Origin of the sequence: Bacillus sp. LK2 (assembly GCF_001043575.1) — a bacterium.
In the GTDB taxonomy this organism is placed as follows: Bacteria; Bacillota; Bacilli; order Bacillales; family Bacillaceae_G; genus Bacillus_A; species Bacillus_A paramycoides.
In genome coordinates this window covers 149,024-169,708 of record NZ_LDUK01000006.1, presented here as the reverse complement: position 1 = coordinate 169,708, position 20,685 = coordinate 149,024, and the positions used below count along the sequence as shown (strand labels likewise).

Sequence of the window (20,685 nt, the reverse complement as noted above, 5' to 3'; positions counted from 1 at the left end):
ACATATGAAAATTACAGAACTATTAAAAAGGGATACAGTCATTATGAATTTGACAGCTTCAAATAAAGAAGCTGTCATAGATGAATTAGTTGAGAAATTAAACGGAGCAAATCGTTTAAATAGTAAGGCTGAATTTAAAGAAGCTATTTTAAAGCGTGAGTCACAAAGTACAACTGGAATTGGTGAAGGTATTGCAATACCTCATGCGAAGACGAAGGCAGTTAAGCAACCAGCGATTTGTTTTGGCAGAAGTGTAAGCGGTATCAACTATGAATCGCTTGATGGACAGCCCGCACATTTGTTTTTTATGATTGCTGCAAGTGAAGGGGCGAATAATACTCATTTAGAAACGTTATCTCGTCTCTCTACGTTATTGATGGATGAAGGGTTTCGCAAGCAATTATTAGAAGCAAAGGATGAAGATGAACTTCTCCGTTTATTTGATGAAAAAGAGAATGAAAAAGAAGAAGAAGTTGAAGTAGCAAAGCCAGAAGGGAATGAACCATATGTATTAGCTGTTACAGCTTGTCCGACTGGTATCGCTCACACATATATGGCTGCTGATAGTTTGAAAGCAAAAGCGGCAGAGTTAGGGATTGCGATTAAAGTTGAAACGAATGGATCAACAGGTGTAAAGAACGGTTTAACGAAAGAGGATATCGATCGTGCAACAGCAATTATTGTCGCTGCAGATAAACAAGTAGAAATGAACCGTTTCGCTGGGAAGCATGTCATTCAAGTGCCGGTAGCTGATGGTATTAGAAAAACTGAAATCCTTCTTAATAGAGCTGTAAAACAGGATGCGCCAATCTTTAAAGGTGTTAAAGAGAATGGGAAGGCAGAAAGTGTTGAGAAAGGAAAAGGGTTAGGAATCTATAAGCATTTAATGAGCGGTGTAAGTAATATGCTTCCATTCGTTGTTGGTGGCGGGATTTTAATCGCACTAGCATTTATGTTCGGTGGAATTAAGGCAAAAGGTCCCATTGCTGAAATATTAATGGCTATTGGTGGTGGAGAAAAAGGAGCTTTCTTATTCCTTGTTCCAATTTTAGCTGGATTTATTGCAAGCTCTATTGCTGATCGTCCTAGTTTTATGCCTGGTGTTGTTGGTGGCTTTTTAGCAGCACAAGCGAATGCTGGATTTTTAGGTGGATTAATTGCAGGTTTCTTAGCAGGATATGTTGTTGTCGGTTTGAAAAAGCTATTTTCTGGTTTGCCAGCGCAGTTAGAAGGGATTAAACCGGTCTTGCTATATCCGGTATTTGGGTTATTAATTACAGGTGTTATCATGTTAAAAGTAGTCAATCCACCTGTAGTTGCGTTAAATGAAATGTTAACGAGTTGGTTAAATAGTTTAGGTGGTACAAATGCTATACTATTAGGTTTAATTTTAGGTGGTATGATGGCAATTGATATGGGAGGACCAATTAATAAAGCGGCGTTTACATTCGGTATCGCTGCAATTGCGGCAGGAAACTTTGGTGTACATTCAGCAGTTATGGCTGGTGGTATGGTACCTCCACTTGCAATCGCACTAGCAACTACAATCTTCAAAACGAAGTTTACAGAAGCAGAACGTAAATCTGGCTTAACAAATTATATTATGGGAGCGTCATTTATTACAGAAGGTGCGATTCCATTTGCAGCTGCAGATCCGGTTCGAGTAATTGTAAGTTGTGTTGTTGGTTCAAGTATTGCAGGTGCCTTATCTATGTTATTTCAAATTACATTGCCAGCACCGCATGGTGGACTTTTTGTCATCGCATTAGTAAATAAACCTTGGCTATATATTTTCTCTATATTAATAGGGGCAGTTGTTTCGGCTCTTATGATGGGGATTTGGAAGAAAAAAGTTAATTAAAAGGTAAAAAGGGACAGCTAGCGGGAGCTGTTCCTTTTTTATTACAAAAAAGTGGTTTAATAATTGAATCATGATGGATTTTGGTAAAAGATGTAATGGAAAACGATTTTTTTGTAACAAAACAGTAATATTGTAATTTTTTCTGGAAAAAAACTCTCATACTAATATGTGGGAAATATATGAAAACTATTGATAATTTTGGTAGAAATACAATTCTTTAATATGGAAATTTATGTTACAAATCATTAATCGTTTGTTACGAATGCTTTGTAATTTTGTGATTTTCGAAATTCCGTAAAAAACTGTTGCTATAATGAGAACACGAAAACAAAGCGAATGGAGGCTATTCATGAAAAAATTATTAGGTATAGCAACGGCAGCAGTTTTTGGTCTTGGGATTTTTGTAGGTTCTGCAAAAGCAGAAACGATTGTAACGACAGATGTATTAAACGTTAGGGAAACCCCAACTGTAGAATCAAAACTTGTAGGTAAAATGTTAAGTGGAAATAAATTAGATGTTATAAATACAGAAAACGGATGGTCAAAAATTAAATTAGACGGTAAAGAAGCGTTTGTAAGTGCTGAGTTTACGAAAAGTACTTATTATGTAACAGCAAACGTATTAAACGTTCGTGCTGGAGCGAATACTGACTCAGAAATTCTTGGCACGCTAAAAAAAGATGACGTGATTGAAACGACAAATCAAGTGCAAAACGAATGGTTACAATTCGAATATGGTGGGAAAGCGGCATATGTTCACGTACCCTTTTTAACAGGTACAGCACCTGTTATTGAAAGAAAAGAAATTCCTGCTCAAGCTGAAGCGCCAACTAAGGTGAAAACGGCGGTTAAAAATGATACGGCAGTTAACAGAAAAGCACCTGCTAAGAGTGAAGAAACAAGTAAACCAGAAGCGCAAGCGAAGCCGACAGCTAAATCAGTGGCGAAATCTACTGAAACAAATGCACCAGCTGGTGGTCGTGAAATAACAGTAGAAGCGACAGCGTACACAGCTAATCCAAGTGAAAATGGTACATATGGTGGTCGAGTGTTAACTGCGATGGGTCATGATTTAACAGCGAATCCAAACATGAAAGTTATTGCTGTTGATCCGAAAGTAATCCCTCTTGGATCAAAAGTGTGGGTAGAAGGGTATGGAGAAGCAATTGCTGGAGATACTGGTGGCGCGATTAAAGGAAACCGTATTGATGTTCTAGTTGGTTCAGATGGTAATGCGGATAGTTGGGGTCGTAAATCCGTTAAAGTGAAAGTTATACAATAATTTATCTGTATTAAAATAAAAAAACGGCTGCTTGAAAATGTCTAAGTAGCCGCTTTTTTTATATGAGATTCACTGAAAGGGATAAACCGTTTTACCTGTAATAATTTTATACGCGCTGCAAAATTGAGTTTGCATGTACTCTGTATTTTTATTTTCTGGATGTAACGTCGTTTCTTGAAGGGTAGAATGAAAGGAACGTAGTAAACAATTTAAGGCGAAGTATAATTCTTCTTGTGAACAATTTTGTTCTTTTGTAGCAGTAGCTAAAATGAGGTCTTTTGTTAATGATGAAAAATCGATAGTGGTTTGTTTCATAGTCATTGCACCCTCTCTGAGCTATTTTTAATCATGTATATGCAAAATTGGACAAACTATGTTTTTTTTTATATATAATTTCATGTACTGGATTCAAAGAACTTGCAATCACACCATTAAAATTGGTAAGATTGGGTATAATGATTAGGTGGAGTATATTACATAAAGAGAGTTGAGTTATATGGGAGAAGTGCAACGTGAAAAAGTTGCTGTCATCATTGGGCCAACTGCTGTCGGAAAGACGAAATTAAGTATCGATCTTGCAAAAGCATTGAATGGTGAGATTATTAGTGGTGATTCCATGCAAATTTATCGTACGATGGATATTGGGACTGCAAAGGTAACGACGGATGAGATGGACGGAATTCCGCATTATATGATTGATATAAAAAATCCGGAAGATTCATTTTCTGTGGCGGAATTTCAAGAACGTGTTCGTAAGTACATTCGAGAGATTACAGAGCGTGGGAAATTACCGATTATTGTTGGTGGAACTGGCCTTTATATACAATCTGTTTTATTCGATTACCAGTTTACTGATGAGGCTGGGGATGCTATATACCGAGAGCAGATGGAAAAGTTAGCGTTAGAACGCGGTGTGGAATATGTACATAAAAAATTGCAAGAAGTAGATCCAGAAAGTGCGGAGCGTATTCATGCAAATAATGTAAGGCGTGTTATTCGGGCGTTAGAAATTTTTCACACGACGGGTGAAAAAATGAGTAACCAGCTCGAAAAACAAGAAAATGAGTTACTGTACGATGTTTCATTAATTGGCTTGACAATGGATCGAGAAATGCTATACGATCGCATTAACTTACGTGTTGACCTAATGGTTGAACAAGGTTTATTAGAGGAAGTAAAAGGTCTGCATGAAAGAGGAGTGCGAGAGTGTCAATCTATTCAAGCGATTGGTTATAAAGAGATATATGATTATATTGAGAATCGTGTCTCTTTAGAAGAAGCGGTATCACAATTAAAGACGAATTCACGCCGTTATGCAAAACGTCAATTAACGTGGTTCCGTAATAAAATGGATGTCGCGTGGTTTGATGTTACTGATGGTGAAAAAACGTCAGAAATTTTACGATACATAGAAGGAAAGCTACAACTAAAGTCGAATAATAGTAAGTAGAGAAAAAGAGGAGGATTCGACATGAAGCAATCAATCAATATTCAAGATCAGTTTTTAAATCAACTCCGTAAAGAGAATACGTTCGTTACGCTGTACTTATTAAATGGTTTTCAGCTTCGTGGATTAATTAAAGGGTTTGATAACTTTACAGTCCTACTGGAAACAGAAGGTAAGCAACAGCTTATTTATAAACATGCAATTTCTACATTTGTACCTCAAAAAAATGTTTCAATTGAATTAGAGTAGTAATGAATTGTACATAACAAAAAAGAGCGAGTTTCTCGCTCTTTTTTTATTTGTCATAAACAATAAATAGTGAAATTTAAGCGATTCTAAATATAGTAAGTCGAACGTTAGTGTTTCCGGTTGAAGGGAGCGTAATCTCGTTAAGAGTAGATTGGAGAGAAATATTTGCGCCAGCTGCTAAAGTTTCAATTGTTGTAAAGGAAAGCGAGTCACCTATTAAATTAGAGGAGAAATTATCTGTTGCGACTGTACCATTTATTGAAATTCCAACACCAAATGGGGCGCCGCCTGGTGCAGTTGTAGAGATTGAGACGCTAATTACATAAATACCAGCATTGACGACGGTAACTGTGTCTGTGCCTTTAAAAATAATATTGTTTACATTAATTGCAGTGCCGAAAATGAAGTTATTAAATTGGAGTACAGTTTGTTGAATATTATTTTGTACAACAATTGTCGCGACTGGGAAGTTTGGTCCAGTCGGTCCGGTAGCGCCCGTGATACCTTGAGGTCCAGTGGCACCAGTAGCACCCGTGATACCTTGAGCACCCGTGATACCTTGAGCACCCGTATTACCTTGAGGTCCAGTGGCACCAGTAGCACCTGTGATACCTTGAGCGCCAGTATTGCCTTGAGGTCCAGTGGCACCAGTAGTGCCTGTGATACCTTGAGTACCCGTATTACCTTGAGGTCCAGTGGCACCAGTAGCGCCTGTGATACCTTGAGCACCCGTATTACCTTGAGGTCCAGTGGCACCGGTAGCACCTGTGTTGCCTTGAGCGCCAGTAGCACCGGTAGCGCCCGTGATACCTTGAGCGCCAGTATTGCCTTGAGGTCCAGTGGCACCAGTAGTGCCTGTGATACCTTGAGTACCCGTATTACCTTGAGGTCCAGTGGCACCAGTAGCGCCTGTGATACCTTGAGCGCCAGTATTGCCTTGAGGTCCAGTGGCACCAGTAGCGCCTGTGATACCTTGAGCACCCGTGATACCTTGAGCACCCGTATTACCTTGAGGTCCAGTGGCACCGGTAGCGCCTGTGTTGCCTTGAGCGCCCGTATTACCTTGAGGTCCAGTAGTACCTGTGATACCTTGAGCGCCCGTGATACCTTGAGGTCCAGTGGCACCAGTAGCACCTGTGATACCTTGAGCGCCTGTGTTACCCTGAGGTCCAGCACTACTTGGAAAGCATGGTTTGGAGAATTTATTTTGATTGTCGTTAAAACGAGACATTAAATCTCTCCTTTCTAATTAGACTGTGAGCGAAACTCATCATAGTAGATGCAGAGAATAGGTAAATGGTCATAGTAAAATTAATTGTTTCAAAAAAAATAGAAAAAACGCCTTATTATAAGGCGTTTTTTCTATTTTCTGCGTATTGATAATATCGTTTTAATGAAATTTTTGATTTGAAGCCAACTAATTTTATGATTTCAGGTTCTGGGATTTGTTTTTTTATTAGGCGTAGAATAAAGGTGTTCCGAAAATGTTGTCCGGAAATGCCTTTACGTAAATTTGCTCTTGCTACTTCAAGTCGGATCATTTTTTGGATGGCAATTTCTGTTAAGGCCTTTGGTGCGTCATTTTCATATACCCATCTATATGTTCCGCGATTAAAATCGAATGCCACAAATAATGGATCATTGCTATGGTATTTGGGGCGAACTGGTTCTGGGATACTTTTATAATATGTGTACAATTGTTTTTTGTCTTCATTTGTTAATGTGATTGCTCTTGCTACTCCTGCGGTTGCTGGAATAGACAATGTATTGGTTTCAAAGTGAACTTGATGCATAGTTAATGCTGTAAGTTCTTGTAAGGATAGTCCGTAGTCGATTAGTAGGTTTAAAATAGCGATATTACGATCCATTAATAAAGGGCGAACAGGACGTTGCTTTTCTGAAAGGCCTTCCAATGAAGTGACTATATGTTTTAATCTTTTTTCTTCATCGGATGAAATGAAATCTTCATTACGTAATGCACGGTTTGGTTGAATAACGATTTCCATATTCTTCAATGGATTAGGAATGTTTAGAAAATGATACATTCTATTTAATACAATAAATACACGATGCATTGTTTTCTCTGAGTAGTGTCGATTCTTTTTTAAGTCGGAAAAGTAATCTTCATAGTCTTTTGTACAAAGTGTAGCCCATATATTACTGGAAGGGAGCTTTTTGTTTTTTTCTAACCAATGTCCGAAATCTTCGATGTCATAGACATAGCGTTTAATAGTTGAAGACTTTCGGCCTTTATTCAATAAAAAAATAGAAAAGGCTTGTATTGTATCATGGAATTCCGTTGTTTCCATAGTCCCACCACCTTAATTATTTCTTATATTATAGCAAACTTTTCTGAAAATAGGCATTTGTAAGGGGGACGGGAATAATAATATTTGATGAGTGGATAAAATGAGGTGATTGTATGGAACAATCAATGCGTAAGAAAAATAACAATCAAATTAATATCGTGTTAAACCATCGGAAGAAAATTTCGTTACCGGCATCGGAAGATAAAACTGTAATTTCAAGTGAAACCACTACTAAACATGAGATGTTGCAGAGAATTGAAGAAGAGATGGGAAAGCTTGTTGGGATGGATGACATAAAAAAGATAATTAAAGAAATTTATGCTTGGATTTATGTAAATAAAAAAAGACAAGAGATGGGGTTGAAATCTGAGAAGCAAGTGCTTCATATGTTGTTTAAAGGGAATCCGGGTACTGGGAAGACAACTGTTGCTAGAATGATAGGGAAATTGTTGTTTGAGATGAATATTTTATCAAAAGGGCATTTAGTTGAAGCTGAACGTGCGGACCTCGTAGGGGAGTATATCGGTCATACAGCGCAAAAGACAAGAGATTTAATAAAAAAGGCTATGGGAGGTATTTTGTTTATTGATGAGGCGTATTCTTTAGCGCGTGGGGGAGAGAAAGATTTTGGAAAGGAAGCCATTGATACACTTGTGAAGCATATGGAAGATAAGCAACACGGTTTTGTATTAATTTTGGCTGGGTATTCAAGAGAGATGAATCATTTTCTTTCGTTGAATCCAGGGTTACAATCTCGCTTTCCGTTTATTATTGAATTCGCAGATTACTCAGTAAATCAGTTGTTGGAAATTGGGAAGAGAATGTATGAAGAGCGTGAATATCAGTTATCTAAAGAGGCGGAGTGGAAATTTCGAGATCATTTACATGCAGTAAAGTATTCGTCGCAAATTACATCGTTTAGTAATGGACGATACGTACGGAATATTGTTGAAAAATCAATTCGAACACAAGCTATGCGATTGTTACAAGAAGATACGTATGATAAATATGATTTAATTGGGATATCAAGTATTGATTTGATGCTTGAAGAGGAGACGCACAGTACGTAAGCTGTGCGTCTGTTTTTTTGTACATAACTTCGGTTATTCTTTTTTTGCTTTTTCTTGGTAAGATTTATGAAAGCGTTCCATTTTAGCGCTCTTTTCATGTGCTGAATTTGGATCGTGTCCAAATTGGTTTACGGAGCTTTTTTGAGCTCCTTTATTAACATGGTTTGTCATTTGTATTCACCTCGCTTTAAAAATTAGTATAAACATTATGTAAAGAAAAACTCGTTAGAAAAGAAAAACCTCTTTACGATATGTAAAGAGGTTAGATTGCTATTTATGCATTGAACGTTCGTTTGTATCGATGCGTCTATGCGGTAAATGCCATTTGTAATGAATAGAAACCATGCGGAAGCAAACAATTAAAATGAATAAGGTGTATAGAGCCCAATCGCTAACGATAATTTGAGCTCCAATTAAAAAACCTGCTAAAATCGTCCAAAATGCATATACTTCAGCTCGAAGGACGAGAGGTTTTCTGCGGGCTAAAAGGTCACGAATAATACCGCCGCCAATACCGGTTAAAACAGCGGCTACGATTGTAGCGCTAATTGGTAAATTTAGTTTTTGTGCATATAGTGCTCCTTGTACGGCAAATGCTGATAAGCCGATGGCATCCGTGATGTTTTCCCACTTTTTCCAATGTCTAATCAATTTATTTGGAAAAAGAAAAATAATCGTCATTGATAATAGTGCGATTTGGAATAACATGTCTTGTTGCCAAAACGCGACGATTGGATAACCGATTAATAAATTACGAAGGGCACCTCCCCCAAATGCGGTTGCCATTCCTAAAATATACACCCCGAAAATATCATAATCTTCTTCCATTGCAACAATGGCTCCGCTTAGTGCGAAGGCGATTGTGCCTATGATGCTAAAAATCTCCCATGCCATGAATTTTCTCCCCCGCTAACTAGATGAAATGTGCTTCCTCTGCTATTATATTAGAAGGTTTAAATTTCGAAAAGGATGAGTGAACATATTTGATGGAAGAAAAAGAAAAAGTCATATTAGTTGGCTGTCAATTGTCGCAAGATGATGATGAAAAATTCATGCATTCCATGAAAGAGCTTGCATCGTTAGCGAAGACTGCGCGAGCAGAAGTGTTAGTGTCCACAACTCAAAAACGCCCGAAGTTTCATCCGGCGACTTATATAGGAAAAGGTAAACTAGAAGAGCTTACGATGTTAACTGAAGAATTAGAACCAGCTGTTATTATATTTAATAACGAGTTAACGCCGAGCCAAATTCGGAATTTATCTTCAGTATTAGATGCAAGAGTGATTGACCGAACGCAGTTAATACTAGACATTTTTGCGCAACGTGCGAAATCGAGAGAGGGTAAGCTTCAAGTAGAATTAGCTCAGTTGCAATATACAATGCCGCGCCTTATGGGGCAAGGTCTATCTTTATCACGTCTTGGTGGTGGAATTGGTACAAGGGGACCGGGAGAGACAAAGCTTGAAACGGACCGTCGTCATATTCGATCACGTATTGATGAAATAAAGAAACAACTTGCGGTTGTTGTGGAGCATCGAAAAAGATATCGTGAGAGAAGAAAAGATAATAAAGTATTTCAAGTTTCATTAATTGGATATACAAATGCAGGGAAATCTACGTTGTTTAATAGATTAACGGAAGCGGATACGTTTGAAGAAAACTTATTGTTTGCAACGTTAGATCCGACAACAAGGAAGATGCCGTTACCTTCTGGTTATACAGTGTTATTGACTGATACGGTTGGCTTTATACAAGATTTACCTACGTCGTTAATTGCTGCTTTTCGATCTACGTTAGAAGAAGCTGGTGAAGCGGATGTTATTTTACATGTTGTTGATTCAGCAGACCCTAATTATGTAGGGCATGAGCAAACGGTAAAACAACTATTGTCAGATCTTGAAATTAATCATATTCCTATTATTACGTTATATAATAAAAAAGATGAATTGCATCAAAATTTTATTCCATTTCCAAAAAGTGATTTCTTAATGACTAGTGCTTTTGAAGAAAATGATTTATTACGTATTAAAGAAGCGATAGAAACGAAGATGAAGGAAGAAATGGTTGTTTATCAAGTGAAACTCCCGCCAAGTGAAGGTAGATTGTTAACACTTTTAAAAACGGAAACGTTGCTAACAAAAATGGAGTTTTTAGAAGAAGAATTTGTATATGATTGTACAGGGTATATCTTTGCTCATTCATCACTTAATGGGCAATTAAAGAGATTTTTAGTGGAAGAAGGAGAAAATAATAATGTTTGATCGTTTGAAAAATGGAGAAATAATTGCTCCAATCGTAAAAGAAGTAGAAAGTCAAGTTACAGAAGTGCATAAACGTGTGGATGAAGTAATTGAAAGTAACCAATTTCGTGTATTAGAAAGTTTTCGTAAACATAAAATTAGCGATTCGCATTTTATTCCGACGACAGGTTATGGCTATGATGATATTGGTCGTGACACGTTAGAGAAAGTGTATGCTGATGTATTTGGAGCTGAAGCTGGTCTTGTTCGTCCGCAAATAATATCGGGTACTCACGCAATTTCAACAGCTTTATTCGGTATTTTACGTCCGGGAGATGAGTTGCTATACATAACGGGAAAACCATATGATACGCTAGAAGAAATCGTTGGTGTGCGTGGAAAAGGTGTAGGTTCTTTTAAGGAATATAATATTGGGTATAACGCAGTTCCGCTAACTGAAGAGGGGTTTGTGGACTTTGAAGCTGTTGCAGCTGCAATCCATAGTAATACGAAGATGATTGGCATTCAGCGTTCAAAAGGGTATGCTACTCGTCCGTCGTTTACCGTTTCTCAAATTAAAGAGATGATTGCGTTTGTTAAAGAGATTAAACCTGATGTTGTTGTATTTGTAGATAACTGTTATGGTGAGTTTATTGAAGAGCAAGAGCCGTGTCATGTTGGTGCAGATTTAATGGCAGGTTCTCTTATTAAAAACCCGGGTGGAGGAATTGTTAAAACTGGTGGTTATATTGTTGGTAAAGAACAGTATGTTGAAGCATGTGCATATCGTCTAACATCTCCGGGAATCGGTGCGGAAGCAGGGGCATCTTTATACAGTCTGCAAGAAATGTATCAAGGTTTCTTCTTAGCGCCGCATGTTGCTGGTCAAGCGCTGAAAGGTGCGATTTTTACAGCTGCATTTTTAGAAAAGTTAGGAATGAATACATCACCAGCGTGGAATGCATCAAGAACGGATTTAATTCAATCTGTTCAATTTGATGATAAAGATCGTATGATTGCGTTCTGTCAAGCGATCCAATATGCATCTCCAATTAATTCTCATTTTACGCCATATGCAAACTATATGCCGGGTTATGAAGATGATGTAATTATGGCTGCTGGGACATTTATTCAAGGTGCAAGTATCGAATTGTCGGCTGATGGCCCAATTCGTCCGCCTTATGTTGCCTACGTACAAGGCGGATTAACTTATTCGCATGTAAAGATTGCGATTTGTTCTGCGATTGATGCGTTAATTGAAAAGAATCTATTAACAATTTCTTAAAGGGAAGCTGTCGATTTCGACAGCTTTTTTTCATATGAAAGTAATGATTTATGCCATTAGAAAAAAGAATGAAAAAAATTATAAAAAAACCATGTAAGAAAAGCTTACATCTATTGACACTAAACATAACATGGTATAAAATGAGAAGCAGTTAAGGCGAAGGAGGAACTGAAACGATGAAAGAAGATAGACGTTCTGCCCCGCTGTTTCCTATTGGTATAGTAATGGATTTAACACAATTGTCTGCACGTCAAATTCGCTACTATGAAGAGCATAATCTTGTTTCTCCAACCCGTACAAAGGGGAATCGTAGATTATTTTCATTTAACGATGTAGATAAGTTGTTAGAGATTAAAGATTTATTAGATCAAGGCTTAAATATGGCTGGTATTAAGCAAGTGTTACTAATGAAAGAAAATCAAACAGAAGCAGTGAAAGTAAAAGAAGAAACGAAAGAAATTTCAAAAACTGAGCTTCGCAAAATACTTCGAGATGAACTACAACATACAGGTAGATTTAATCGGACTTCGTTGCGACAAGGTGATATTTCAAGGTTTTTTCACTAAAGATAACTGATTCTGAAGGTGTTTAGAGGGACTAAGGAGGAATTTATAATGGCTAGGTACACAAAAGAAGATATTTTCCGTTTGGCGAAAGAAGAGAATGTAAAGTATATCCGCTTACAATTTACAGACCTTTTAGGAGTAATTAAAAACGTAGAAATTCCAGTGAGCCAATTAACAAAAGCTCTTGATAACAAAATGATGTTTGATGGATCTTCTATTGAAGGTTTCGTACGTATTGAAGAATCTGATATGTATTTATATCCGGACTTAGATACTTGGGTAATTTTCCCTTGGACAGCTGAAAAAGGTAAAGTAGCTCGATTAATCTGTGATATTTACAATGCAGATGGCACTCCATTTGAAGGAGATCCACGTAACAATTTAAAACGTGTATTAAAAGAAATGGAAGCTTTAGGATTCTCAGATTTCAATCTTGGACCAGAGCCAGAATTCTTCCTATTTAAAGTAGATGAAAAAGGAAATCCAACATTAGAATTAAACGACAACGGTGGATACTTCGACCTTGCGCCGATGGATCTAGGGGAAAACTGTCGTCGTGATATCGTTCTTGAACTTGAAGAGATGGGCTTTGAAATTGAAGCATCTCACCATGAGGTTGCTCCAGGGCAACATGAAATTGACTTTAAATATGCAAATGCAATTCGCTCATGTGATGACATTCAAACATTCAAACTTGTTGTAAAAACAATTGCTCGTAAGCATGGTTTACATGCAACATTTATGCCGAAACCATTATATGGTGTAAACGGTTCAGGTATGCACTGTAACTTATCATTATTTAAAAATGGTGAGAACGTATTCTTCGATCAAAATGGTGAATTACAATTAAGTGATGATGCTCGTCACTTCATTGCAGGTATTTTAAAACATGCACCAGCATTTACAGCGGTAGCAAACCCAACTGTAAACTCTTACAAACGTTTAGTACCTGGATATGAAGCTCCATGTTACGTAGCATGGTCTGCACAAAACCGTAGTCCATTAGTACGTATCCCTGCATCTCGTGGTATTAGTACACGCGTAGAAGTACGTAGTGTTGACCCAGCTGCAAACCCATATTTAGTAATGGCAACATTATTAGCTGCAGGTCTTGACGGAATTAAAAATAAATTAACTCCACCAGCTGCGGTAGACCGTAACATCTATGTAATGACAAAAGAAGAGCGCGAAGAAGCAGGTATCGCTGATTTACCAGCAACATTAGCGCAAGCATTAGTTACATTACAATCTAATGAAGTAGTATGTGGCGCGCTAGGAGATCACTTACTTGAGCACTTCATTGAAGCGAAAGAGATTGAGTGGGATATCTTTAGAACACAAGTTCACCAATGGGAACGCGATCAATATATGTCTCTATACTAAGAGCAAGAGAAGCCTTGATACTACGGTATCAGGGCTTTTTCGTCATTTATCTACAGTAAATTGTGGCGAATGCTTCCAAAAGGGCTTGATACTCTTATTGGAAATCGTGGAGTGAGGCTTTCAGGTGGTGAATGCCAACGACTTGTACTAGCTCGGGCGATTTTAAGGCAACCGTTCATTTTAGTATTAGATGAAGCTACGAGTGCGTTAGATACTGAAAATGAAGTGAAAATCCAATCAACATTAGAAAGATTGAAAGGAACGATGACTATTATTGTTATTGCGCATCGTTTATCTACGATACACAATGCAGATCAAGTTATTGTTTTAGGAAAAGGTGAAATTGTCCAAAAAGGTGAGTTTAATCAATTGGCTAAAGAGAGAAAAGGTGTGTTTCGGAATTTATTTGGCTCACAAATGGAAGTTGGTTTTTAGAGGAGAAAAAGTGAATGAAGTCTTGTATTAATGTAATTAGAATTGAATGAAAGCCCGAATAATGGTCAGTTACAACAGGATCTTATTAGGGCTTTCATTTGTGTGTTTTCTATATTTAGGGGATAAATATAGTTAAGTACCTTGCAATGAACAGTACTAAGTGGTATATTATGGATAAAATAGGTACCGTGTATTAAACAGTACTAAAATAAGAAAGGAGGATTGTCCTTGAACGTTCAGTTTAAAAAAGGTGTGTTAGAACTGTGTGTATTGGCACTTGTAAAACGTAAAGATTGTTATGGCTATGAACTGGTTCAACAAATCTCTAATAAGTTTTTAATATCAGAAGGATCAGTATATCCGTTATTGCGTCGTTTAACGAAAGAGGGATATTTTCAAACATATTTAAAAGAGTCTACGGAAGGGCCGCCTCGTAAATATTATCAACTAACTGAGCAAGGTGAGACGCAACTTCATTTATTAGTAGCAGAGTGGCGTGATTTTGCGAAAGGTGTACAAGAAATTATTGAAGGGGTGAATTGGGATGAATAAAGAACAGTTCCTTCGGGAATTATCGAATCAGCTTAGAAAGTTACCGGAAGAAGAGAGGAAAGACATTTTATTTGATTATGAAGAGCACTTTCAGTTTGGGGTAGAAGAGGGGAAAACTGAATCGGAAATAATAAAAGGACTTGGTTCTCCGAAAGTGATTGCAAAGGAATTACTTGCGATGTATCGCTTTGATGAAATGAAAAAAGATCCATCGACTTCAAATGTGACAAGAGCTGTCATGGCGGCGATTGGACTTAGTTTGTTTAACTTTATTATTGTGTTAGGCCCATTAATTGCAATTATTGCTACTATATTTTCTCTTTGGGTTGCGGGGATTTCTAGTGTAGTGACGCCATTTTTCGTTATTTTAAAAGTGTTTATGGGTACTTTTTTATGGATTGACTTATTCGTTAGTATCACGTTTGTTGGAGTTGGTTTGTTGTTATGTATTGCAGCTTATTATAGTACGAAGTGGTTTAAAAGATTATGCGTACGATATGTAATATGGAACTTCAAAATGATAAAAGGGGAGTAGATGATGAAAAAAATATTGTTAGTAGCTATCGCTTGTATCATTATTGGAGTAATAGGGATTTCACAAACATATGAAAAAGCAGTACAAACTGCAGAAAAAGGAAATAAAGAAGACGTAATTAAAAACGAAACGCTAAAAAATGTAGAAGTTAAGTTAGATGCTGGAGATATTGTTGTCCGAAAATCTCCTGATTCCTCTTTTTATGTAAAGCAATCAGGAGATTTACGTAAACAGGAGATTCGTATTGCTGAAGAGGGTGACACATTAAAAATTAAAGGAGAAATAGAGAAAGGTGTTTCATTTGATTTCTCATTTTTTACTTTCAATTTTCAAACGCCTACATTGACTATATTTGTACCTGAACGTTCTTATCAAGAGATAAAAGTAAATTCAGCCGCTGGACAAATAGAAATAAGTGATGTGAAAAGTGACCGCGTAAGTGTTGGAACACTCGCTGGAGAAGTGGATTTGAAACATATAACAGCTAAGAATGTGGATGCAACTTCAAAAGCTGGTAGCGTGAATATTAAAAAAGTAATAGGGAAAGTAACAGCAAAAACGGCTAGTGGTGATGTGGATGTTATTGATCATGATTCTAAATATGATCTAGAGGCAAGCTCAACTGCTGGAGATGTAGATATTACTTTATTGGAAAAACCGAAAGACACAGTTATAACCGGGCGAAGCACTGCTGGAGAAGTGACAATTTTTAATGAGGAAAATAAAAATATAACAATTGGTAATGGAAGTACAAAGATTAGTGGGAAAACTTCTGCTGGAGATGTTACTATTGAAACGCGTTAATAATTAATTGGATGTATTCGTTCAATTAGTTTTTAAATGAACGGAAATCTATCAAAATACAAAAAGAAGAAAATTACTTATATAAATAAGGCAATTTTCTTCTTTTTATTATTTTTAGTGTAAATCGCGATATACGCCAATTACTTTTCCAATAACTGACACTTGTTTTAAAATGATAGGTTCTAATGAAGAGTTTTCCGGTTGTAGACGGAAATGATCTTTTTCTTTATAGAAACGTTTAACAGTTGCTTCATTGTCTTCGGTTAAGGCAACTACAATTTCACCATTGTATGCAGACTGTTGTTGGCGAACAACGACTAAATCACCATCAAAGATACCAGCTTCAATCATACTATCTCCAGAAATTCGTAACATAAACACTTGATCTGCTCCGGCAACAATGCTAGCTGGAAGCGGGAAGTGCTCTTCTACACTTTCGACTGCTGTAATCGGTAAACCAGCAGTAACTTTTCCGACGATTGGAACTTGAATAACAGATTGTGTTTCTGTTTCCATTCGGTTGTCACCTAAAATTTCAATTGCTCGTGGTTTTGTTGGGTCGCGTCGAATATATCCTTTTTCTTCTAGTCGTGATAAATGTCCGTGCACTGTAGAACTAGAAGCGAGGCCGACTGCTTGACCGATTTCACGTACGGAAGGTGGATATCCTTTTTCTTGTACTTTTAGCTTAATAAAGTCGAGAATGTCTTGCTGGCGTTTCGTTAACTTTTCCATGTTTTCTAACACCTCGTTTTCTTTCATTTTTCTTATTAATAAGTATAACATGTGAAAAAACATTCTACAAACATAAGTTCGAACGAAAGGCGGATTTATGATACACTAGAGGGAAAATATAGTGAGAAAGAGGGGTTCGAAATGAATGCAATTATTTATGCACGTGTGAGCACAACAAAAGAAGCGCAGGAAACATCATTATTGCGTCAAAAAGATGAATTATTGCATTTAGCTGAGCGCTATCAAATGAATGTTATAAAGGTAATTGAAGAGCAGGCTAGCGGTTATACAATTGAACGTGATGGCATATTAGAAGTGCTAGATACAATTCGAGATGAACAAGTTGATGTGCTTCTTATACAAGATGAAACGCGTCTTGGTAGAGGGAATGCGAAGATTGCGTTAATGCATTGTTTACATAAAGAGGGAATAAAAGTTTATACGCACACGCATAGTGGTGAATTACAGCTTTCGGATTCTGACTCGATGGTGTTAGATATAATTGGGATTGTTGAAGAGTACCAAAGAAAGATCCATAATTTGAAAATTAAACGTGGTATGCAAAGAGCAGTGGAGAAAGGATTTCGTCCAGAGAATAATTTAAAAAATCGTCATTTAAGCGTAGGACGTGAGAAAAAAGAAGTGCCTATTGAAGAAATTGTACGTTTGCGTAGGAGTGAATTAACTTTTGAAGAGATTGCAGCAACACTTCGTGGTTTTGGTCATGATGTTTCAAAAGCAACTGTACATCGAAGATATGTAGAATATACAAAGCAATTGCTTGATAAAGAAGACTAACTATTGTATGATAATAATCAGTTTTGAGTAGAAGGGGGATTCGAGATGCTAAGTCACGAACTCATTGAACGCATTAACTTCTTAGCGAAAAAAGCAAAAGCTGAAGGCTTAACTGAAGAAGAACAACGTGAGCGCCAATCGCTACGTGAACAATATTTAAAAGGATTTCGTCAAAATATGTTAAACGAATTAAAAGGAATTAAAGTCGTTAACGAAAAAGGCACTGATGTTACACCGGCGAAATTAAAAGCTTTAAAAAAGCAAGATAATGCAAAATTAAATTAAAAGATGGGCGTAGCCCATCTTTTTTTGATATTAATAGACAGATTCGCTATTTAATAACTTTCCAGTTATGATTTGTTGTTGCTTCTATCGTTTTATGCTTCAATATATAGTTAGCGATAAGTTCAGACATATCTATTGGTATGTCTTTTATAATGGGCTTATTTTGATACATAAGGAAGTTTCCGCCACCACTTGCACGATAATTATTCATAACGACATCGTATTCTTGCTTCATGTTGATTGGAAGTCCATCATATTCTAAAAAAGTAACTCTTTCGCCAATTGGTTTTGAAATGTTTAATACGTATGAAATTCCTTCCCACATATCGTAATTATAGTGCTGCGGTTTCGGTTCTATGTATGTAGGATTTACAATGATGTTTCCGCCCCCTTGTAATGTGAAATAGGCAGCAGAGAGTTCGAGAGCTTCTTTTATATCTGCTCCAGTCACTCGAATAACTTTTAATGTATTTGGATAAATATAATTTGAAACGATGTCACGCATTGTGACATGTTTTGGAAAACCCGGAGATTCATTGTGAAACAAACTTGTGCAAGAAATAGCAACTTCTGCTACATCCATCTGTATTTTATTAATAAATTCAATAAAGGGATGGTCTTGTAGACGTGTTTGCAGAGCATCAGAAATTTGCATATCTCCATTGATAACCCCAATGGGCTGATCAAGCCACTTTTGTGTTTTATCCTCGTAATCACATACAACAGAAAGGATAGCTTTATCTTCCTGAATCCCTTGTACAGACAATATTTCTGAATGACATTCTGTCGTAATCCATTCATTATTATTTCTTTCAAATGTCACTTTCACTTTTCCTAATGAGTGCCCATTACAGCCGACTTGTAAAATTGTAACACCATTCACTTTTGTGTTTGTAATCGTTCGGTGTTGATGACCTGTTAGTAAAATATCTATATCGTCAATTTCATGACATATTGCATAGCCTTGATTTTCACCTGTTAAAGCTTCAGTAGGTTCTCCAGTATGTAAATCGCGTTCAAATCCTCCATGGTAGGCAACGACGAGTAAGTCAGGTTTTTCGTTTTCACGGATGTAAGAAACCCACTTTTTTGTTGTTTCCAGTGCATCTTCAAATAATAAATCTTCAATATGATGAGGTTGCTCCCAATTTGGGATGTAGTGCGTTGTTACCCCTAAAATAGCAATTTTTATATTCGGCTCAATTTGCTTTATGATATATGGTTTTCCAAAATACGGTTTCTTTCTGTTTTTATCTAAAATATTGGCTGATAAATAGGGGATATTGGCAGTTGAAATAGCATTGTTTAATATGTCCATCCCGTAATTAAATTCATGATTTCCGATAATTGCAGCATCATAATCTAGATAATTGGCTAATAAGGCCATTGGGTTCTCTTTATCTTTTTCATAAGTAGCATAATGATAAGTGAAAGGAGTTCCTTGGATGAAATCACCGTTATCAATTAAAATCACATGTTCATTTGTAGAACGCTCTTTTTTAATGAGTGTGGAAATTTTGGATAGTCCCACGTCTGCTGGTAAGTTATTTTGATAGTGAATTGGATAAACATTACCATGTATATCGCTCGTTAATAAGATGTTAATAGTTACAAATCGATTTTGATTCAACATAATCCACCTTTTCTATTGTTATCTTACGATTAATCATATCAGATATGTGAAATGAAGTTTGATTGGAATGTTTAGAATGTGTAAAAATTCTGTAAATAAATAATTGTATGGGAAAATATGTGATATATTTCTACGTGTTTACAAAAAGTAAATTTATAACAAGGAAAATGGAGGCTTTAACATGTTGAAAAAAGTTTTTGCAATGGGTACATCGGTTGTATTAGCGGCGGGATTATTAAGTGGTTGTGGGGCGAAGGAATCAAGTGCAAATAAAAGTGAAGATACGAAAAAAGGCTATGTACCAAAGACTTTAAATGTTCAATTTGTTCCATCGCAAAATGCTGATACGTTAGAAGCAAAAGCAAAGCCACTAGAAAAACTGTTAAGTGATAAGCTGAATATCCCTGTAAAAGTTAGTATTTCGACGAATTACAATACGATTGTAGAAGCGATGGCATCAAAACAAGTAGATGTAGGTTTCTTGCCTCCAACGGCATATGTATTAGCGCATGAAAAAAAGGCCGCAAATGTAATTTTACAAGCACAACGATTTGGAGTAGATGATGCAACAGGAGCTCCAACAAAAGACTTGGTAGATTATTATAAGTCTGAGTTTGTTGTAAAGAAAGATTCTAACATTAATAGTGTGAAAGATTTAAAAGGTAAAAAAATCGGGTATCAAGATGTAACATCTTCAGCAGGATATGTGTGGCCTGCAGCTTTATTGCTGAAAGAAGGGATAGATCCATTAAAAGATGTGAAACCTGTTACATTAAAAGGTCATGATCAATCTATTATCGCTCTATTGAATGGGGATGTAGATGCTGCGGTTGTATTCCAAGATGCTCGTAATATTGTAAAAAAAGACTATCCTAATGTGTTTGATCAAACAAAAATTGTGAAATTCACAGAAAAGATTCCTAACGATACTATTTCTGTACGCTCCGACTTAGATGCTGAATGGAGTAAAAAATTACAAGACGCATTTATCGAAATTGGAAAGAGTGAAGAGGGACAAAAAATTATTAAAGAAGTATATTCGCATGAAGGATATATTAGATCTGATGATAGTAAATTTGATATCGTTCGTGATTATGGAAAGAAAGTAAAAACGCAATAATACATACGGATATTTTACAGGTTCAGTGAAAATGGCGACTAACTGGAATTGTGTGTGTTTTCAGTTAGTGGGCCGTTTTTCGATTTTTATTATTAA

General features: G+C 36.6%; 21 protein-coding genes and 2 pseudogenes. 16 read left to right on the top strand and 7 right to left on the bottom strand.

Annotation, left to right across the window (positions count from 1 at the left end; translation table 11 throughout):
• Positions 1-4 precede the first annotated feature (4 nt).
• Together VK90_RS06975 and entD are read left to right on the top strand one after the other, a co-directional pair.
• Positions 5-1,861 carry a PTS fructose transporter subunit IIABC gene (locus VK90_RS06975; RefSeq protein WP_048371514.1) on the top strand — a complete coding sequence of 619 codons (1,857 nt, stop codon included), beginning with the start codon at positions 5-7 and terminating at the stop codon, positions 1,859-1,861.
• A 349-nt stretch (positions 1,862-2,210) separates the two neighbouring features.
• Positions 2,211-3,143, top strand: a complete 933-nt coding sequence (gene entD, locus VK90_RS06970; protein ID WP_048371513.1) for a cell wall-binding protein EntD — start codon at positions 2,211-2,213, stop codon at positions 3,141-3,143.
• A gap of 69 nt (positions 3,144-3,212) precedes the next feature.
• On the opposite strand, the gene VK90_RS06965 is transcribed toward entD, so the two are convergent.
• Entirely contained in the window at positions 3,213-3,458 is a 246-nt protein-coding gene (locus VK90_RS06965) for a hypothetical protein (RefSeq protein WP_033719435.1), read from the bottom strand.
• Positions 3,459-3,639: 181 nt separating this feature from the next.
• Here VK90_RS06965 and miaA point away from each other — a divergent pair, with 181 nt between their 5' ends.
• Entirely contained in the window at positions 3,640-4,593 is a 954-nt protein-coding gene (gene miaA, locus VK90_RS06960; protein WP_048371510.1) for a tRNA (adenosine(37)-N6)-dimethylallyltransferase MiaA, read from the top strand.
• A gap of 21 nt (positions 4,594-4,614) precedes the next feature.
• Positions 4,615-4,839, top strand: a complete 225-nt coding sequence (hfq, locus tag VK90_RS06955) for an RNA chaperone Hfq (protein ID WP_000813896.1) — start codon at positions 4,615-4,617, stop codon at positions 4,837-4,839.
• A gap of 76 nt (positions 4,840-4,915) precedes the next feature.
• On the opposite strand, the pseudogene VK90_RS31060 reads toward hfq, so the two are convergent.
• Positions 4,916-6,016 (bottom strand): annotated as a pseudogene (locus VK90_RS31060) (Gly-Xaa-Xaa repeat protein); the annotation flags it as partial.
• A gap of 169 nt (positions 6,017-6,185) precedes the next feature.
• Positions 6,186-7,148 (bottom strand): tyrosine-type recombinase/integrase, encoded by a 963-nt coding sequence (locus VK90_RS06945; RefSeq protein WP_002172997.1) that lies wholly within the window; start codon positions 7,146-7,148, stop codon positions 6,186-6,188.
• Between the two features lie 113 nt (positions 7,149-7,261).
• Here VK90_RS06945 and spoVK point away from each other — a divergent pair, with 113 nt between their 5' ends.
• Positions 7,262-8,218 carry a stage V sporulation protein K gene (gene spoVK / locus VK90_RS06940; protein ID WP_002172996.1) on the top strand — a complete coding sequence of 319 codons (957 nt, stop codon included), beginning with the start codon at positions 7,262-7,264 and terminating at the stop codon, positions 8,216-8,218.
• A 33-nt stretch (positions 8,219-8,251) separates the two neighbouring features.
• On the opposite strand, the gene VK90_RS30135 is transcribed toward spoVK, so the two are convergent.
• Together VK90_RS30135 and VK90_RS06935 are read right to left on the bottom strand one after the other, a co-directional pair.
• Positions 8,252-8,389, bottom strand: coding sequence for a hypothetical protein (locus VK90_RS30135; protein ID WP_053081360.1), 138 nt, complete (start codon positions 8,387-8,389; stop codon positions 8,252-8,254).
• Positions 8,390-8,488: 99 nt separating this feature from the next.
• Positions 8,489-9,112, bottom strand: coding sequence for a trimeric intracellular cation channel family protein (locus VK90_RS06935; RefSeq protein ID WP_000312272.1), 624 nt, complete (start codon positions 9,110-9,112; stop codon positions 8,489-8,491).
• Positions 9,113-9,204: 92 nt separating this feature from the next.
• Between VK90_RS06935 and hflX the strand changes: the two genes are divergently transcribed.
• The 8 genes and pseudogenes from hflX (at position 9,205) to VK90_RS06895 (ending at position 16,018) form a co-directional block, all read left to right on the top strand.
• Complete coding sequence (hflX, locus tag VK90_RS06930) at positions 9,205-10,479, top strand: GTPase HflX (protein WP_048371506.1); 1,275 nt, start codon at positions 9,205-9,207, stop codon at positions 10,477-10,479.
• Positions 10,472-11,743, top strand: coding sequence for a methionine gamma-lyase family protein (locus tag VK90_RS06925; RefSeq protein WP_048371504.1), 1,272 nt, complete (start codon positions 10,472-10,474; stop codon positions 11,741-11,743). Before hflX ends, VK90_RS06925 begins: the two co-directional genes overlap by 8 nt.
• A gap of 176 nt (positions 11,744-11,919) precedes the next feature.
• A complete protein-coding gene (gene glnR, locus VK90_RS06920) occupies positions 11,920-12,309 on the top strand; it encodes a transcriptional repressor GlnR (RefSeq protein WP_000656783.1) in 390 nt (129 codons plus the stop codon).
• 48 nt (positions 12,310-12,357) lie between these two features.
• Positions 12,358-13,692, top strand: a complete 1,335-nt coding sequence (gene glnA / locus VK90_RS06915) for a type I glutamate--ammonia ligase (RefSeq protein WP_002172992.1) — start codon at positions 12,358-12,360, stop codon at positions 13,690-13,692.
• Positions 13,693-13,758: 66 nt separating this feature from the next.
• A pseudogene (locus VK90_RS06910) lies at positions 13,759-14,127 on the top strand (ATP-binding cassette domain-containing protein); the annotation flags it as partial.
• 228 nt (positions 14,128-14,355) lie between these two features.
• The gene (locus VK90_RS06905) at positions 14,356-14,679 is read left to right on the top strand and encodes a PadR family transcriptional regulator (protein ID WP_048371500.1); all 324 of its coding nucleotides are present in this window, start codon (positions 14,356-14,358) and stop codon (positions 14,677-14,679) included.
• Positions 14,672-15,214, top strand: coding sequence for a DUF1700 domain-containing protein (locus VK90_RS06900; protein WP_048371498.1), 543 nt, complete (start codon positions 14,672-14,674; stop codon positions 15,212-15,214). Before VK90_RS06905 ends, VK90_RS06900 begins: the two co-directional genes overlap by 8 nt.
• On the top strand, positions 15,215-16,018 hold the full coding sequence (locus VK90_RS06895; RefSeq protein ID WP_048371496.1) for a DUF4097 family beta strand repeat-containing protein: 804 nt from the start codon (positions 15,215-15,217) through the stop codon (positions 16,016-16,018). It abuts the gene before it with no gap.
• Positions 16,019-16,132: 114 nt separating this feature from the next.
• Here the strand turns inward: VK90_RS06895 and lexA are convergent, their stop codons facing one another.
• Positions 16,133-16,753 carry a transcriptional repressor LexA gene (lexA, locus tag VK90_RS06890; protein WP_048371643.1) on the bottom strand — a complete coding sequence of 207 codons (621 nt, stop codon included), beginning with the start codon at positions 16,751-16,753 and terminating at the stop codon, positions 16,133-16,135.
• Between the two features lie 141 nt (positions 16,754-16,894).
• Here lexA and VK90_RS06885 point away from each other — a divergent pair, with 141 nt between their 5' ends.
• Complete coding sequence (locus VK90_RS06885) at positions 16,895-17,551, top strand: YneB family resolvase-like protein (RefSeq protein WP_048371494.1); 657 nt, start codon at positions 16,895-16,897, stop codon at positions 17,549-17,551.
• 45 nt (positions 17,552-17,596) lie between these two features.
• The gene (locus VK90_RS06880) at positions 17,597-17,836 is read left to right on the top strand and encodes a DUF896 domain-containing protein (protein ID WP_048371493.1); all 240 of its coding nucleotides are present in this window, start codon (positions 17,597-17,599) and stop codon (positions 17,834-17,836) included.
• Between the two features lie 46 nt (positions 17,837-17,882).
• On the opposite strand, the gene VK90_RS06875 is transcribed toward VK90_RS06880, so the two are convergent.
• Positions 17,883-19,466 carry a bifunctional metallophosphatase/5'-nucleotidase gene (locus VK90_RS06875; protein ID WP_048371490.1) on the bottom strand — a complete coding sequence of 528 codons (1,584 nt, stop codon included), beginning with the start codon at positions 19,464-19,466 and terminating at the stop codon, positions 17,883-17,885.
• Between the two features lie 184 nt (positions 19,467-19,650).
• Between VK90_RS06875 and VK90_RS06870 the strand changes: the two genes are divergently transcribed.
• A complete protein-coding gene (locus VK90_RS06870; protein WP_048371488.1) occupies positions 19,651-20,589 on the top strand; it encodes a phosphate/phosphite/phosphonate ABC transporter substrate-binding protein in 939 nt (312 codons plus the stop codon).
• Positions 20,590-20,685 lie beyond the last annotated feature (96 nt).